Consider the following 16,246-nt stretch of genomic DNA (forward strand, 5'->3'; position numbering starts at 1 on the left):
ACGTCCCGCTCAATCAATGAACGGGACGTTTGTTTTTATTTTTTTATCCGATTTATCAATGTACCAATTTCATTAACAGTAATTTCAATCTCATCTCCTGGCTGCAGAAATTTCGGAGGTGTAAATCCTTTTCCTACTCCTGCAGGGGTCCCTGTAGCAATTACATCACCCGGTTCAAGTGTCATTCCTTTAGACAGGATATGTATAAGGGTTGGAATATCAAAAATAAGCTGAGAAGTATTCCCTTTCTGGCGTACCTCCCCATTCACTTTTGTTATCAGCTCCAACTTATCAGGATGAGAAACAGCATCTTTATGAACGATATAAGGTCCCATAGGACAGCTTGTATCTAAACTCTTCCCTAGAAAGAATTGTTTATGATTTTGTTGAAGGTCTCTTGCTGTAACATCATTGATGAGCGTATACCCGAAAATATAATCCATTGCTTCCTCTTTCGAGATCCCTCTTCCCCTTCTGCCTATAACTACTCCAATTTCACCTTCATAATCCAATTCACTTGTTACCTCTTTATGGGGATCAATTTCCTCTTCCTGACCAATAATCGTCGTGGGGGCTTTCGTGAAGACAATTGGGTGAGAAGGAAGATTTTCGGCGCCCATTTCTGCCGCATGATCTGCATAATTTTTGCCAATACAAAGGACGTTCTTTGGCGGCTGAGGGATAGGTGCCATAAGACGCACGTCTCTATCTGATAATGAATAAATTCCATTCGTTTTACTTTCTTTCTGGTGAGAAGCCCACTCTACTACTTTCTTAATTTCCACCATCACTTCTGCGCCCTGTTCAATAATCCCTGAGACCGTTTCAGGAATGGAGACTTCATTTTTCATCGCAAACTGAGCCTGCTTTAAATCAATGATCTGCTCCTGTTCTGATACCACACCTGCTGTTTCATATTCTCCGATTCTTGCTGTCACAAACCTCATGTTCTGTCGCACACCTTCCTGTTTTCATATAGTAATAAATTAGCAGTACAAAAAAGGATTCTCTCCATTATGGAAAGAATCCTGCCTTTTTAGCGCTTTTCCTTATTCAGATCCGAGCCCTACTGAAAAATACGGGAACATGCCTTCAATATCTCTTGAGGCTTGTTCTAAAGAATCTTCTTGCTGAAGCTCTTCTACAATTGCTGACTGCCAATGTCCTTCGTAGCATCCTCTAAAATCAAAACGAGCATGGTTAGTAAACACTCCATCCCCTTCAATACATTCCGGAAATTCTTGTAATAAAGAAGGAGGATCTTCAATAAACAAACGGATATTTATCACTTCTCCCTTCACTTCTTCCTGCGCGGCAAAGCCAAATTCATATAATCTTTCGATTACTAAATAAGAAGAAAAAGGAATCAATACCTTCTGACCCTCTTCTACCTGTTCGAATCCTTGCGGAGTAACAATGGTTTCCCCATAGGAAGCCCTGTCTGTAAACCCTTCAGCTATCCAAAAGTAAAACCCAATCATCAGAATAGCGAGGAGAACCGCTCCGCCTCGTTCCCACCGTTTACTGCCTTCCTTCTTCAAATTTTTTATGCCTTTTTGCATGAGCCAGCCTAAACCTGACACGAGAATGATAATGGTTACTGAGAGAAGTAAATAAAAAAGCCACGGGGTAAATGTCATCATATGTATCATATCCTTTTCCTTTTTCGCCTTCTTCTATGAAAAACCTCTGTTTTATCATACAGTTAAACAATGCCAGCCTGTAAAGACAACAGAAATATGGTATCATACTCCTAGCATAAATGGCGAACGATCTTCTTTTAAAAACATACCCACCTCTTTAAAAAGGTCGCGTCACATAGAAAGAGGGATCTTATGAAAGTCGTAATTAGTACGTTAAATGCAAAATATATTCATACATGTTTGGCTCTGCGCTGCTTAAAAGCCTATGCTGAACCTGATTATCAATTAGAAATGGCTGAATATACCATTAAAGACCCGGCAATGAATATCGTAACCAGCCTATTTGAAAAAGAACCGGATGTCATTGGTTTTTCCTGTTATATTTGGAACATAGAAGAAACTATTCAGGTCGTAAGCATGCTTAAAAAAATCCGGCCAGAGCTCACGATTGTTTTGGGCGGACCCGAAGTTTCCTACGACACAAAGTACTGGATGGAAAGGGTTCCTGAGGTTGATTTCATTGTCATGGGTGAAGGGGAAGAATCATTTAAGCACCTTTTACAGGAAATAGAGGGAGAGCAAAAATATCATTTCCTTTTTGGAACAGCCTACCGAAAGGACGGAGAAGTTGTTATTTCACCTCCTCGTCCCAAATTTAACTTAAACGAAATGAATTCGCCATATCGCTTTGCAGAAGATCTTAGTGAGCTAGGAAAACGAATCACGTATTTTGAAACCTCTCGAGGGTGCCCTTTCAGCTGTCAATTTTGCTTATCCTCCATTGAAACCGGAGTCAGATATTTTGATATGGAAAAAATCAAAGAGGACCTCTTGTACTTAATTGATAACGGGGCTAAAATGATTAAGTTTGTCGACCGCACCTTCAATATTAAGAGAGACTATGCCCTTGAAATCTTTGATTTCCTTATTAAAAACCATAAAGGGTGTCAATTCCAGTTTGAAATTACAGCAGATATCATGCGCCCGGAAGTCTTGGACTTCCTTAATAAAAATGCCCCCAAGGGCCTGTTTCGCTTTGAAATTGGTGTTCAATCAACAAATGATGCTACCAATGAGCTTGTAAAACGAAGACAAAACTTCAAAAAGCTTCAGCGGACAGTAACGATGGTAAAAGAGGGGGGCAAAATCGACCAGCATCTCGATTTAATCGCTGGTTTGCCGGAAGAAGATTATACGCGCTTTAAACAGACATTTAACGACGTATTTGAGATGCGGCCTGAAGAGCTGCAGCTCGGCTTTTTAAAAATGCTCCGGGGAACTGGCCTGCGTCTTCGAGCCGAAGACCACGGTTACGTATATATGGATCACGCGCCATATGAAATGCTCAAAAACAATATACTAAGCTTTAGTGATATTTCCCGAATTAAGCGAGTGGAAGACGTGTTAGAAAAGTACTGGAATGATCATCGGATGGATCATACAATTGAATACCTGGTAGAACACACCTTTTCAACTCCTTTTGACTTCTTTCAGGATTTCGGTGACTACTGGGAAAAGCAGGGCTGGAGCAGAATAGGGCATCAGCTGGAAGACCTTTTCCTTCGCCTTCATGAATTTTTATTAGATATAGATACAGAACATTTATCTGTCATTGAAGGCTTAATGAAGTATGATTATTTCCTTCATCAAAAGCACAAACCTAGAAAGGTATGGTGGGAGCATACCTTATCGAAAAAAGAGCATTCCTCTCTCCTCAAAAGTCTGGCACATGCTCCGTCGCTGGCAGGGCCTTCCTTTGAAAGTCTTCAGGCATCGGAAAAAGAACTTCATAAGCATTCGGTAACTGAGCTTCTTGATTTCTCATTAAGCCATTATTTACAAACTGGTACGTTCTTGAAGGAGCCAGAATACTTGATTGTGTATTACCATACGCAAACGAAAGAAAAACAAGTCTTTCATTTGCCCCTGTCCTCTGCAAAGATTGTAGAAGCGTAAAACGTTCACCTAGTACTTCATTATGAAAAGAGAGGACCTTCTTCATATCCATTTGTCCAAAGAAGGTCGTAAAATCCTCAGGGAGGGGAATTATGACCTTCTTTACATATTTAATGAAGCTGATTCCCTAACTGTAAACCTGCTTTTATTTTACGGCCTGGCAACATTCTACTTTTGGCTCTATACAGAAGCTTTTTCCTTCCCTCCTGTGAAAAAGGGGAAGAAAAAAGCTGTAGGGAAAGTTAGGTATGTAGAAGAAAATAGACACGTTATTGTAATCAGACTGGAAAAAGGAGCAAGATTAGTTTAAATAATATTTCTTGATGTACTCTTTTGCCTGAGAAAGCATCTCCTCATGTTCTTCTTCACTTGCTAACACTACATTGCCAAAATGAAGAGGTGGGAGGGGAGTAAAGCCGCAAAAGGAAAAGATGGCTTCCTCCATTATTTTATTTACACTATCGGCCATCCCGCTTCCCTCATACTCTTCTTTAGGAGAGCCGGTTGTATAAATAACACCAACTTCCTTTCCTTTCATTTTTCCGATCGGATCCTCTCCGTCCAATTCATAAGCAAACCCATATGAAAGAATACGGTCAAGATACCCTTTTCCCGCGGCTGGAAATGTTCCCCACCAAAGTGGAAAAATAATCGTTATCTTGTCTGCCCACTCCATATATCTATGTTCTTCTTTTACTTCTCGAGGATATATGCCTTGAAGAGAATCTTTATATTCTTTTCTTGATAACACAGGAGATAAGGCCAGCTGGTGAATATCTCTTACCATTACTTCTTCCCCGCTGCTTTGAAACGTTTCTTTCACTTTTTGTAAAATGGCTCCGTTAAAACTATCTTTGTCAGGATGCATAAATAATATTAATTGCTTTCCCATCCTCTCTCAGTCCTTTCTATTTTATCTACCTGGTTCATGATCTGAATTCTTACCGCAAATACCTTCCAGTCAGCTGGCTTTCCTGTTTGCCAGTCAATTTTTATCATTAGCCTACTGTCATTCACTTTCTTTCCCTTTTTCTCGTTATTTTACCCATTTACGTATGTATGATAGATTTGGCCGTTTATAAGTCTAAAAAGAAGGATATATAACGAACGAATGACACAGATAAAATTTTATAGCTGGTAACGGAGGCGAAGATCATCATGAATAAACTACTAACAGGACTTGCTGTTTGGACACTGTTTATGTTTATTATGGGAATGCTGTTTCCCATCCAGACAACTTCAGGTGCAAACCAATTTGGGATGATTCTGCAAAGCTATACCATCTATGGATTTTTCTCCTTAATACCCATTGTATTCTTTGGCTCTATCGTATCCTTTATCGCTGACTTTCTTGCTCGTCAGGCTGAAAAACATTTCAATACGATTTCTTTTATCCTTCACCTGATCGGAGGATCACTTGCCTATTTATTCACTTACAATATTGACATTACAATTATGGCTATGATTGCAGCTATGTTATTCTTTGTAGCTGACCGAAGCTTTTGGATCATCAGCAGGATGCCCAACCGTCAGTATATGGCCAAAAACCTTCCTATCGTACTAGGTGTAGTAGGTGTAACCGCTATGGTAATGGGGTCTTCTATGTAAGAAATAGTGTAAAGACTGTTCCCAGTGCACCAAACAGTCTTTACGTGCTACATAATTTCTATCAAAACGACTTGGTTGTTTTGTTAGGAAGAGGGTAATAATTGGGCTTTCCCAAATAATACCCTTGTACATAATGAAAGCCCAGGCTTTTTACAAAGTCTGCTTCTTCTTTCTTTTCAATCCCTTCTGCCAAAAGCTCTATTCCCAGCTGCTCTCCTTTTTCTCTAATTGCCTCTAGTTTCTTTTTCTTTTCTTCATCAGCAAAGCAATTGTGAATGAGGCCCCTGTCTACTTTTCCATAATCAGGACAGAGCTCCTCCATCCTTTCTAATGTGGAATATCCGGAACCAATGTCATCCAAAGCAACCTGAATTCCATGATTACGATACACGTTAAATATCTCTTTTAAATGGTCGGTATCTTTTATGTCCTCTGTTTCCACCACTTCAAAAACCAGGTCCTCAGGATCTACACCGCTACGTTCAACTTCCCGAAATGTGGTTTCCAAGCAATGATGAGGATCATAAATAGAAGATGGCAGGAAGTTGATAAATCTCTTTTCTCCTCTGGCTAATCTATCAGCCCCCGCCCTAATAGAAGATCGCCTGGCCTGGCTGTCAAGTAGCGACTGCAGTCCAGTCTCTTGAGACATGCCAAATAACTTTCCCGGATGAAAGTGCAGGACTCCTTCCAGTGGCCGAAGCAAAAATTCATAGCCGAATACCCGGTCTGTATGTAAAGAAAAAATCGGTTGAAGATGATGTGTAAATAAACCGTCAGTAATGATTTCCAAGTAGATATGTTCTTGTATTCTTTTCTTAAACTTTGGAAAAAGCACCCAGGAAGAGACTTGATTCTCTTCCCGATCTCTCCATGCCCCAAAGAGTGAAGGACGATCGGTTCCTGTAAATAACACCTCTTCAATTTGGGTTACTATTTCCTTGGCTTCTTCCTTTGAACGATAAGATAAACTTACCTCTTTCGTTCTTTCATCAAACGTTACGGTAAAACGAGTTTTCAAACAGTCAATTATAGTGATTTCATCAGAAAAAAATAATAGATCCCCTTGTTCATTAAAAGATGGTATTAAGGTACAGCTCGTGCAGCTATAGTCAGCCATTAAGAATACCCTCCTTAAGGTAAGCAGTAACCCTTTTTTCTTAGAACTATTTTACCATTATTTACTGAAGCTGAAACAAAAAAGCAGACCTCTCTATTAGAGAAATCTACTTATTTTTATTATATTCACTAAGCAATTTTTCAGCTGCCTGGGCAGGGGGGAGGGTCCCCTCTGTTACTTTCTTCTTCGTATCTGTTAAGATCTCTTTAATATAAGGGTTTTCATAGAAGTCCCTTTTTAACTGTTCTTCAATCAAAGAGTCCATCCATTCTGAAAGCTGATTTTGCCTTCGTTTCTGAAAAACACCTGACTTCAAGGTCTTTTCTTTATATTTGTTAATTATATTCCACATGTCATCAATTCCGTTTCCAGTTAAAGCGGAAATTGTATAGGCTTTAGTTTCCCACCCTTGCGTAGCCGGCTGAAGAAAATGAAGAAGGCGATTATATTCAGCCTTCGCATTTTCAGCTGTCTGTTTATTTGGGCCGTCTGCTTTATTAATGAAAAGAGCATCAGCTATTTCCATGACGCCTTTTTTCATTCCCTGCAGTTCATCTCCTGCTCCAGTCAGCATCAGAACTAAGAAGAAATCTACCATGGAACGGACAGTTATTTCACTTTGGCCGACGCCAACTGTTTCTACAATAATAACGTCATAGCCTGCCGCTTCACAAATTAACATCGTTTCCCGGCTTTTTCTGGATACCCCCCCAAGTGTCCCCCCAGAAGGAGAAGGCCTTACAAAGGCTTGCTGGTTTTTGGAAAGCTTCTCCATTCTCGTCTTATCACCAAGAATACTGCCTTTACTTACACTTGAAGAAGGATCTACCGCTAGAACTGCTACATGATGGCCCCTGTCACAAAGCTTTGTGCCAAGTGATTCAATCAGCGTGCTTTTACCGGCTCCTGGCACGCCGGTAATTCCTAAACGAATCGAATTTCCTGTATAGGGCATTAAAAGCCTTAACACTTCCTGTGATTTATGAAAATACTTGGGTGAATTGCTTTCAACCAAGGTTATGGCCCTGGCGATAGTGGCCCTGTCACCGTTTAATACACCTTCTACATACTGCTCTACTGACAGCGTTCTCCTTCTTTTCGGGTGATTTCGGTTTTCCTGGTATTTATTTTCCATGTACACTTGCCCCTTTCGCTGCATGGACTCTCTTATCCTCCATCCCTTTTCGAAACATACAGGGGACTTTGCCGCTTCATTATATTTCCTCTTCTATTCTTTGATTCACTTCCTCTAGGACTTGTTTAGCTGCTGCTGGAATTACAGTACCTGGTCCAAAGATCGCAGCTGCACCTTGTTTCTTTAAGAATTCATAGTCCTGTGCCGGAATCACACCACCTATAACCACCACTATATCTTCTCGCCCAAGCTTTCTTAATTCAGCTATGACTTCTGGCAGGAGAGTTTTGTGACCTGCTGCCAATGAGCTCATTCCAAGGATATGGACATCATTCTCTACAGCCTGGACAGCTGCTTCTTGAGGGGTTTGAAACAACGGACCGATGTCTACATCAAATCCTAAGTCGGCAAATGCTGTGGAAATTACTTTTGCTCCCCTGTCATGGCCGTCCTGTCCCATTTTAGCTACCATAATACGAGGACGTCTTCCTTCTCTCTGGGCAAATTCATCCGTAAGCTCACGCACCTCCTTCATAAGCTCCTCCTCTCCATATTCTGCAATGTAAACCCCGCTGATTGAGCGAGTCACTGCCTGGTGGCGGCCGGCCTTTTCTTCAATAGCATCAGAAATCTCTCCAAGGCTTGCTCTTGCCCTCGCTGCCTCAACCGCAAGCTCTAGTAGATTTCCTTTACCCGACTCAGCGGCATCTCCTAAAGCCTGAAGGGCCTCTTTCACCCTTGCTTCACTTCTCTCTTCCCGAAGCTTTTCCAGCCTTTTTATTTGGGCAGCTCTTACTGCACTGTTATCGATGTCTAATATATCAAGAGGCTCTTCCTGTTCAAGACGGTACTTATTAATCCCAACGACAGTTTCCTTGCCAGAGTCAATATGAGCCTGCCTTCTGGCAGCCGCTTCTTCAATTCTCATTTTAGGAAGGCCAGTTTCTATGGCTTTTGACATGCCCCCTAAATCATCCACTTCCTGAATATGATCCCAGGCTTTTTTAGCAAGCTGGGCCGTAAGAGTTTCCACATAATACGACCCACCCCAAGGATCAACCACATTGGTAATCCCGGTTTCTTCTTGTAAGTAAAGCTGAGTATTACGGGCGATTCTGGCAGAAAAGTCTGTAGGCAGGGCAATCGCTTCATCCAAAGCATTGGTATGAAGGGACTGAGTATGCCCTAAAGCTGCCGCCATTGCTTCGATGTTTGTCCGAACCACATTGTTATATGGATCCTGCTCTGTTAAGCTCCAGCCTGAAGTTTGAGAGTGGGTTCTAAGAGCCATTGACTTTTCGTTTTTGGGCTGGAAAGACTTCATTAATTTTGCCCAAAGAAGCCTGGCTGCTCTCATTTTTGCAATCTCCATGTAATAATTCATCCCTATAGCCCAGAAAAAAGATAGCCGGGGTGCAAATGAATCAATGTCAATTCCTGCTTTCAATCCTGTTCGAACATACTCCAGACCGTCCGCAAGAGTATAGCCCAGTTCCAGATCTGCTGTAGCTCCGGCTTCCTGCATATGATAGCCTGAGATAGAAATGCTGTTAAATTTCGGCATACGTTCTGACGTGTATTTAAAAATATCTGCAATAATTCTCATAGACATATCAGGAGGATAAATATACGTATTTCTCACCATATATTCTTTTAATATATCATTTTGAATTGTACCGGTCAGTTGTTCCTGACTCACTCCTTGTTCTTCTGCGGCGACAATATAAAAAGCCATTACAGGGAGAACAGCCCCGTTCATCGTCATAGACACTGACATTTCATTTAAAGGAATGCCATCAAAAAGAATCTTCATATCCAGTATAGAATCCACAGCTACCCCTGCTTTTCCAACATCTCCTACCACACGGGGATGATCTGAATCATATCCTCTGTGCGTTGCGAGATCAAAGGCAATTGACAGTCCTTTTTGTCCTGCTTCCAGATTTCTCCGGTAAAATGCATTGGATTCTTCAGCAGTCGAGTAACCAGCATACTGGCGTACCGTCCAAGGGCGTGTTTTATACATAGCAGGGTATGGACCTCTTAAAAATGGAGGAATGCCAGATACATAGTCTACATGCTTAAAGTCTTTTATATCCTCTTGACTGTATACCTTTTTTACTGGAATTTTTTCAACAGTTTCAAAGCTGCCCTCAGAAGCAGAAAAGCTTTCTAATTCCGGTTTGGCGGGATTCTCTTGGGGCCGATAGCTTATTTTCGTGAAATCAGGCCTGCTCATATGCTTCAGCTCCTTTCTTTTGTTGAAGTGTTTTCAGAAGTTCATAGGCGTTCGACCCTAGAGAAACTGTGCCATCCAGCCCTTTTTCCGTAAGAATGGTGTGCAGGGAGTCAGGTGTTTTACCTGCAATCATCACAGTAACGGTAGGATCTGTCTTTTTGATTCCTTCAATAATTTCAGGAGCCATGGTTGAGTAATCCTCTTCTTTTCCACACAAAACAACAAAAGGAGCTTTGGCTTTCATTGCTTTTTCAACTGCCTCTTGAGCGTGCAGTGAACCGTTTTCAGAGATTACTTTAAACCCGCCTGTCTGAAAAAATCCAGTAACAAAATCAGCTCGAGGCTTATAATCGCGAAGTTCTCCTAAGTTAACCAGGAACGTTTTCAATGGTTCTCCCGACTTTTCTTCAAAGGCCAGTGCATTTTTGCGGAGAGTCTCAAATCGTTCTGCTCCTCTTTTTTGTTCAATAGATGTAATCTCATTTCCTGGCACCTGCTTTCCACACCACGTTGCGATCTGGCCAAGGGTCCACCCTTTTTTCGCTCGCTCAATTCCCTCGTAAACGATTGAAGCTCTAGTTTCTCTTTCCTCAATATCTTCCGTTCTCTTTTTTGAGGTCGTCTTCTGCACAAATTCTTCAATCTCTTGACTGTCATCTTCCGGAATGACGCTTACTGGATTTTCCTCTATGTCGGGGTATTGATTCGTGCCAACAAATACCTTTTTGCGGTGATTTATATCAATTTCTTTTCTTGAGGAAATGTCTTCTACCCTTTTTTGTACTGCACCGTTTTCTATCGCTTTTGTCATTCCCCCTTTCCGTTCTATTTCCTGAAACAATTTCCACGCTTTCTCTGCCAGTTCATTTGTCATGGTTTCAATATAATACGAACCCCCTGCCGCGTCTGCCGTTTTCCCTATATGTGCTTCTTCCTGCAAAATCACCTGGGTATTTCTTGCTATTCGGCGGGAAAAAGAGGTAGGTTTTTGGAAGCTTTCATCAAATGGGCTCACCTGTATACTGTCTGCCTGACCAATTGCTGCTGAGAAGGCTTCCGATGAAGCTCTTAGTATATTGACATATGGATCATACAGAGTCTTTGTCCAAGAAGAGGTTCTTGCATGGATATTCATCTTCCTTGCCTTTTCGTCCTCTGTATAGGCTGCCATAACGTTTGCCCACAAAGAACGAGCTGCTCTCAGCTTTGCTATTTCTAAAAAATAATCTGACCCGATAGAAAATTGAAAACGGATCTTTTTCGCAGCCTCCTCAGGAGGAATTCTCCGTTCCTTTAATTCTTCTATATAAGTTACTGCTGTAGCCAGTGCATAAGCTAACTCTTCAACTGCGCTTGCCCCTCCATTATGATAGGGAGAAGTGGAAACAAGTATCGTTTTCACCGGGCACTCTTGTTCCTGACACCACCGAACGATTTCAGCCATCCCATTAAAAATCTTTTCAAGTTTATAAGTTAACTCTCCTTTTATTACCCAGGCACCAAAAGGATCAGCCGCTATACTTCCTTTCAGTTCTTTAACGCTTCCATCTAAAGCAGCTAAAAAAAGGGAAAAAACAGGAAGAGGATGCTCCCCGGTTTCAACATGAAAAGGAACGTCTGCCGCTTCTATGCTTTGTAAAGCCGTTTTTACATCCTCTGCATTACAAATGGAGAGTCCTTCTTTACCCGCTGCTTCTTTTCCATCGAATGGATCGATTCCAAGCTTTGCATTTTGGTCCAGCATAATGACCAAAGAATTTTGTCCCCGTTGAATATCATGCTTTAATGCACAGTGGAATCTCTCCGGCGTACTCTCTCTTATTTCCTGTGAAATCTCCCAGGGTGTTTTCACAGGAAGCGAAGTTGAAGTACCCCGAGTATAGGGAAATTGTCCTGGCATTACATTTATAAAAGGCAAGCCGGCAATATCCTCTTTTCTGTAAAGGGGATGGATCGTAATCCCTTCGTAAGTCTGGGTAAGAAGCTTGCGTTCATAGGATGCTCCTTTTAACGATTTCTCTGCTGTTTCCTTCCAGGAGACTGTAGCCGGAATAGGAAAGTCGCAAATTTGTTCCATTGTTTTTTTAACATCCTCTTGATTCATGTTTTTCACCTTCTTTCCTAGAGTGGAATATTGCCATGCTTTTTCTTTGGATTTTCTTTCTTTTTATTTTTCAGCATTTCAAGGGCACTTGCCAGTACCTTTCTCGTGTCTCTTGGATCAATGACATCATCCACCATCCCATTTCTCGCAGCAATATAAGGGTTGGCAAATCGTTCTCTGTATTCTTCTATTTTTTCCTTACGGGTTCTTTCAGGATCGCTGCTTTCCTTAATTTCTTTAGCAAAAATAATATTGGCTGCCCCTCCAGGCCCCATCACGGCTATTTCAGCGTTTGGCCATGCATATACTAAATCCGCGCCTATGGCCTTACTATTTAACGCAACATAAGCTCCTCCAAAAGCCTTTCTCAAAATGACTGTCAGCTTTGGCACTGTAGCTTCCGAATAGGCATAGAGAATTTTGGCCCCGTGACGTATAATTCCCCCGTGTTCCTGCTGCACCCCAGGTATAAAACCGCTTACATCTTCAAATGTAATAAGAGGAATGTTGAAGCAGTCACAAAACCTGATAAAACGAGAGCATTTATCTGAAGAATCAATGTCTAACCCCCCGGCCATCATTTTAGGATTGTTAGCCACCACTCCTACTGTTTCCCCGTTAATTCTTCCAAAGCCTACCACTATATTTTTTGCAAACCCCGCTTGAACTTCCATGAAATCTTCATTATCCACAATCTTGGCAATAACCTTTCGTACGTCGTACACTTTCATGCTGTCTACAGGGACGATATCCAGTAATTCATCCACCCGGTCCTCAGTATCCCTGGCATTGTTTTTTTCTGCCTTTGGCGGCTTTTCTTCAAAATTTGAAGGAAGATAACTGATGAGGCGTCTCACTTCTCCGAGTACCTTTTCTTCTGAAGCTGCTGTAAAATGGGCATTTCCGCTTTTGGTAGAATGAACGGCAGCTCCGCCCAGATCTTCACTGTTAATGTTGGCACCGGTGACGCTTTCGATCACTTTTGGACCCGTAATAAACATCTGGCTTGTTTTTTCAACCATGAACACAAAATCTGTAATGGCTGGAGAATATACAGCACCCCCGGCACACGGGCCCATTATGACTGAAATTTGCGGGACGACTCCGGAGTATATAGAATTGCGATAAAAGACTTGTCCATAGCCATCCAAAGACAACACACCTTCTTGAATGCGGGCGCCTCCTGAATCATTCAACCCGATAATCGGTGCTCCGTTCTCCGCTGCCAAATCCATAATTTTCGCAATTTTTAGAGCGTGCATTTCTCCAAGTGCGCCTCCAAAGACCGTGAAATCCTGGGCAAATAGAAATATCGTTTTTCCATTTATTTTCGCGTACCCTGTCACGACTCCTTCTCCAGGTGATTCGGCACCCCCAAAATCCATCCCTCTGTTTTCAATAAAAGGATTCAATTCTACGAAACTTCCCTCGTCTACTAACACGTCAATTCTTTCTCTGGCAGTAAGCTTTCCCCTGTCATGCTGGGCATCAATTCTCTTGACCCCTCCGCCTAACTTAACCTTTTCCCGCCGAAGTTCCATTTCTTCTATTTTTGAAAACATATCATCCATGCTGCATCCTCCTTAAAAACTGTAATTGTGTAAGTATTTGAAACAGTGCTAAAAAGCGGATTTGAAAAGCCGTCTCATTCCTTCTTCTTCCCCATAAAGCACGGCTGGGTATAAAAAAGGGCCTGCTTTCATAACAGGCCCTTTAAAGGTGTACTAGTTCGGCTTAACAAGAAAAAGGGGCTGTCCATATTCAACAAGTTCTCCATTTTCCACAAGAACCTCAACAATTTCCCCGCTTACTTCTGCTTCTAGTTCATTCATTAGCTTCATTGCCTCTACAATACAAACTACTGTATCCGGAGAGACTTTGTCTCCTTCTTTTACGTAAGGATCAGACTCTGGATTCGGCGCTTCATAAAACGTTCCTACCATTGGAGAGGTAATTTTCTTTAATGAATCATCATTATGTTTGCTTGCCGCTTCATTTTTTGGCTTTTCACTGCCTTGGTCTTGCTTTGGCTCTTCTGCTTTCGGCTGTTCCGGCTGCGGGGCAGGTACTGGCGCTGGTGCTGTCTGCACTGCCGCTTGCGGTACACTCACTGTCTGTTGGACACCTTCTTTGCGGATGGTGATTTTTTCTTTATTTTCTCCGCGGATCTCAACCTCGCCAATGGATGAGTTGTCGATGGCTCTGATCAATTCTTTTATTTCATTTACTTTAAACATGTTCATTCACTCCTTTTAAAGGCTGCTGAAATTTGTAGGACGTAAAAATAACCTTTGATAGGCCGGATTTTCCAAAGCTGTTTTAGTGAGCACAGAATGCAAAATTAAATCTGCATAGATGTCAGCAATATCATTAACTGAATATTCTCCTGTATCTTTATACCATTTATAGGTCCAGTTTATCATTCCGAAAATCGCCATGGACATGATCGGAACAGGAATTTCCTTTCTAAACTCCCCTTCGGTAATTCCTTCTCTCACCACTGAAAACATCAGCTCTTTATACTTGTTTCTTTTCTTTTTTATTTCGGTAAAATACTCCGGAGCAAGATATAGACTCTCCTGGTAGAAAACTGTTACATGAGCTCTGTACATTTCAAACATTTTAACAAATGACCTTACAGTTGCGTACAGCTTCTCTGTTGGAGTTCCGTACCTCGAATGAGCTTCTACAGCTTTATCAAGCACATATGTAATAAATGAATCATGGATGGTATATAGAAGCTCGTCTTTTGATTTAAAATTATGGTAAAAGCCGCCCTTTGACGTCCGGCTTTCTCTCACAATTTTGTCCACTGTCACAGCATGAAAACCATATTCTTCAAAAAGTTTTAAAGCAGCTTCTGTGATGCGCTCCTTGGTTGGTTTCTCGGCCATGTTCATCACCTGCTCTTTCCCAAATTACCTCCCTTATAAAAGCTTTGTCTTATCGAGAAAGCTAGTATCAAAGGTGCCGTTTATAAAGTCTTCGTTTTCCATTAGTTTTAAATGGAAAGGGATGGTCGTGTCTACTCCTTCAACGACAAATTCCATCAACGCTCTTTTCATTCGTGAAATGGCTTCTTCCCTTGTTTTGCCTCTGACAATAAGCTTGGCCACCATGGAATCATAGAAAGGTGTAATCGTGAAGCCAGGATACATTGCACTGTCAATGCGGACACCAAAGCCGCCAGGAGGAAGGTACATATCAAGCTTCCCTGGTGAAGGCATAAATCCTTTTTCCGGATTTTCTGCATTGATACGGCATTCGATAGCCCAGCCATCAATCACAATTTCTTCTTGACTTACAGAAAGCTTTTCTCCAGCCGCTGCTTTAATTTGTTCTTTTATAAGGTCTATGCCTGTGACTTCTTCGGTTACTGGATGTTCTACTTGTATTCTCGTATTCATTTCCATAAAATAGAAATTTTTGTGTTTATCTAATAAAAACTCTACAGTCCCCGCACCACAGTAATTAACCGCCTGGGCTGCTTTTACTGCAGCAGTTCCCATCGCTTCTCTGATGTCTTCGTCTAAAGCTGGAGAGGGTGCTTCTTCAACCAGCTTTTGATGACGCCTTTGAATGGAACAATCCCGCTCTCCAAAATGAACAACATTTCCGTGGGAGTCAGCCATAACCTGAATTTCGACGTGGCGAGGTTCTTCCACAAATTTCTCTAAATACACACCCGGGTTTCCAAATGCGGTGGCAGCTTCCTGCTGGGCCATAGAAATGGCTTTTTTCAGCTCACCTGCTTCATAGGCTACCCGCATTCCTTTTCCTCCACCGCCTGCTGTAGCCTTGACAATCACCGGGTATCCAATTTCTTCAGCGGTTTTGAGAGCTTCTGATTCTTCTTCAATAATTCCGTCTGTCCCTGGAACTATCGGCACTCCGGCCTCTGCCATTGTTTCACGTGCCACGGCCTTTGCTCCCATTTTATTTATCGCTTCAGGCGATGGGCCGATAAATGTAATATCATGGTCAGCACACATTTCGGCAAACTCAGCATTTTCAGCCAGGAAACCATAGCCTGGGTGGATCGCTTCTGCCCCTGTCTTCAGTGCCGTGGCTACAAGGTTCGTTTTCTTTAAGTAGCTTTCAGCTGATGAATGAGGACCAATGCAGTAAGCTTCATCTGCCATGAGGACATGCAGGGCTTCTTTATCCGCTTCAGAGTGAACGGCTACTGTTTCAATGCCCAGCTCTCTGCAAGCTCTGATAATTCTAACTGCAATTTCCCCTCGATTGGCTATTAACACTTTCGTAAACATTCCTTCACCCTCTTTGCCATTTCTATCATTTTTTTAAACGCTTACATCCGGTCAGGTTTAGACCGACTGGTCAGTCTGTAATTAAATTCTAGGTAAAATTTTTCACTTTGTCAATTTCTCTTTCAGGAATTTTTCTCTTATATGAAAAAAAGTTGTAGTTTCTTTCTCCA

The 16,246-nt window shown here is 41.8% G+C and carries 13 protein-coding genes; 2 read left to right on the plus strand and 11 right to left on the minus strand.

Translation table 11 applies throughout. The features are described from left to right. Positions 1-35: 35 nt before the first annotated feature. Positions 36-947, minus strand: a complete 912-nt coding sequence (locus tag ACFPU1_RS07095) for a fumarylacetoacetate hydrolase family protein (protein ID WP_385939744.1) — start codon at positions 945-947, stop codon at positions 36-38. Positions 948-1,049: 102 nt separating this feature from the next. Next, on the minus strand, positions 1,050-1,643 hold the full coding sequence (locus ACFPU1_RS07100) for a hypothetical protein (RefSeq protein ID WP_385939745.1): 594 nt from the start codon (positions 1,641-1,643) through the stop codon (positions 1,050-1,052). A gap of 192 nt (positions 1,644-1,835) precedes the next feature. Between ACFPU1_RS07100 and ACFPU1_RS07105 the strand changes: the two genes are divergently transcribed. Then, the gene (locus ACFPU1_RS07105) at positions 1,836-3,599 is read left to right on the plus strand and encodes a B12-binding domain-containing radical SAM protein (RefSeq protein ID WP_385939747.1); all 1,764 of its coding nucleotides are present in this window, start codon (positions 1,836-1,838) and stop codon (positions 3,597-3,599) included. Between the two features lie 301 nt (positions 3,600-3,900). Here ACFPU1_RS07105 and ACFPU1_RS07110 read toward each other — a convergent pair whose 3' ends face one another. After that, the gene (locus tag ACFPU1_RS07110) at positions 3,901-4,491 is read right to left on the minus strand and encodes an NAD(P)H-dependent oxidoreductase (protein ID WP_385939749.1); all 591 of its coding nucleotides are present in this window, start codon (positions 4,489-4,491) and stop codon (positions 3,901-3,903) included. 266 nt (positions 4,492-4,757) lie between these two features. Between ACFPU1_RS07110 and ACFPU1_RS07115 the strand changes: the two genes are divergently transcribed. Beyond that, positions 4,758-5,207, plus strand: coding sequence for a hypothetical protein (locus ACFPU1_RS07115; protein WP_054634969.1), 450 nt, complete (start codon positions 4,758-4,760; stop codon positions 5,205-5,207). 61 nt (positions 5,208-5,268) lie between these two features. On the opposite strand, the gene ACFPU1_RS07120 is transcribed toward ACFPU1_RS07115, so the two are convergent. The 8 genes from ACFPU1_RS07120 to accC all read right to left on the minus strand — a co-directional run bounded on the left by ACFPU1_RS07120 (position 5,269) and on the right by accC (position 16,076). Next, on the minus strand, positions 5,269-6,327 hold the full coding sequence (locus ACFPU1_RS07120) for an EAL domain-containing protein (RefSeq protein ID WP_385939751.1): 1,059 nt from the start codon (positions 6,325-6,327) through the stop codon (positions 5,269-5,271). Between the two features lie 106 nt (positions 6,328-6,433). After that, positions 6,434-7,462, minus strand: a complete 1,029-nt coding sequence (gene meaB, locus ACFPU1_RS07125; RefSeq protein WP_385939753.1) for a methylmalonyl Co-A mutase-associated GTPase MeaB — start codon at positions 7,460-7,462, stop codon at positions 6,434-6,436. Between the two features lie 79 nt (positions 7,463-7,541). Then, positions 7,542-9,701: a methylmalonyl-CoA mutase gene (gene scpA / locus ACFPU1_RS07130; protein WP_385939755.1), complete on the minus strand. Its 2,160-nt coding sequence runs from the start codon at positions 9,699-9,701 to the stop codon at positions 7,542-7,544. Beyond that, positions 9,688-11,805 (minus strand): methylmalonyl-CoA mutase family protein, encoded by a 2,118-nt coding sequence (locus ACFPU1_RS07135; RefSeq protein ID WP_385939757.1) that lies wholly within the window; start codon positions 11,803-11,805, stop codon positions 9,688-9,690. Before ACFPU1_RS07135 ends, scpA begins: the two co-directional genes overlap by 14 nt. A gap of 17 nt (positions 11,806-11,822) precedes the next feature. After that, the gene (locus tag ACFPU1_RS07140; protein ID WP_385939759.1) at positions 11,823-13,376 is read right to left on the minus strand and encodes an acyl-CoA carboxylase subunit beta; all 1,554 of its coding nucleotides are present in this window, start codon (positions 13,374-13,376) and stop codon (positions 11,823-11,825) included. A gap of 153 nt (positions 13,377-13,529) precedes the next feature. Next, the gene (gene accB, locus ACFPU1_RS07145; RefSeq protein ID WP_385939761.1) at positions 13,530-14,042 is read right to left on the minus strand and encodes an acetyl-CoA carboxylase biotin carboxyl carrier protein; all 513 of its coding nucleotides are present in this window, start codon (positions 14,040-14,042) and stop codon (positions 13,530-13,532) included. Positions 14,043-14,057: 15 nt separating this feature from the next. Continuing rightward, a complete protein-coding gene (locus tag ACFPU1_RS07150; RefSeq protein ID WP_054634972.1) occupies positions 14,058-14,699 on the minus strand; it encodes a TetR/AcrR family transcriptional regulator in 642 nt (213 codons plus the stop codon). 33 nt (positions 14,700-14,732) lie between these two features. Continuing rightward, a complete protein-coding gene (accC, locus tag ACFPU1_RS07155; protein WP_385939764.1) occupies positions 14,733-16,076 on the minus strand; it encodes an acetyl-CoA carboxylase biotin carboxylase subunit in 1,344 nt (447 codons plus the stop codon). Positions 16,077-16,246: the final 170 nt, after the last annotated feature.

The organism is Thalassorhabdus alkalitolerans (assembly GCF_042656525.1).
Classification (GTDB): Bacteria; Bacillota; Bacilli; order Bacillales; family Marinococcaceae; genus Thalassorhabdus; species Thalassorhabdus alkalitolerans.

Bases quoted from the DNA above. Each gene is read 5' to 3' on its own strand.
- ACFPU1_RS07095 (WP_385939744.1), bottom strand. From the start codon at position 947: ATGAGGTTTGTGACAGCAAGAATCGGAGAATATGAAACAGCAGGTGTG.
- ACFPU1_RS07100 (WP_385939745.1), bottom strand. From the start codon at position 1,643: ATGATGACATTTACCCCGTGGCTTTTTTATTTACTTCTCTCAGTAACC.
- ACFPU1_RS07105 (WP_385939747.1), top strand. From the start codon at position 1,836: ATGAAAGTCGTAATTAGTACGTTAAATGCAAAATATATTCATACATGT.
- ACFPU1_RS07110 (WP_385939749.1), bottom strand. From the start codon at position 4,491: ATGGGAAAGCAATTAATATTATTTATGCATCCTGACAAAGATAGTTTT.
- ACFPU1_RS07115 (WP_054634969.1), top strand. From the start codon at position 4,758: ATGAATAAACTACTAACAGGACTTGCTGTTTGGACACTGTTTATGTTT.
- ACFPU1_RS07120 (WP_385939751.1), bottom strand. From the start codon at position 6,327: ATGGCTGACTATAGCTGCACGAGCTGTACCTTAATACCATCTTTTAAT.
- meaB (WP_385939753.1), bottom strand. From the start codon at position 7,462: ATGGAAAATAAATACCAGGAAAACCGAAATCACCCGAAAAGAAGGAGA.
- scpA (WP_385939755.1), bottom strand. From the start codon at position 9,701: ATGAGCAGGCCTGATTTCACGAAAATAAGCTATCGGCCCCAAGAGAAT.
- ACFPU1_RS07135 (WP_385939757.1), bottom strand. From the start codon at position 11,805: ATGAATCAAGAGGATGTTAAAAAAACAATGGAACAAATTTGCGACTTT.
- ACFPU1_RS07140 (WP_385939759.1), bottom strand. From the start codon at position 13,376: ATGGATGATATGTTTTCAAAAATAGAAGAAATGGAACTTCGGCGGGAA.
- accB (WP_385939761.1), bottom strand. From the start codon at position 14,042: ATGTTTAAAGTAAATGAAATAAAAGAATTGATCAGAGCCATCGACAAC.
- ACFPU1_RS07150 (WP_054634972.1), bottom strand. From the start codon at position 14,699: ATGGCCGAGAAACCAACCAAGGAGCGCATCACAGAAGCTGCTTTAAAA.
- accC (WP_385939764.1), bottom strand. From the start codon at position 16,076: ATGTTTACGAAAGTGTTAATAGCCAATCGAGGGGAAATTGCAGTTAGA.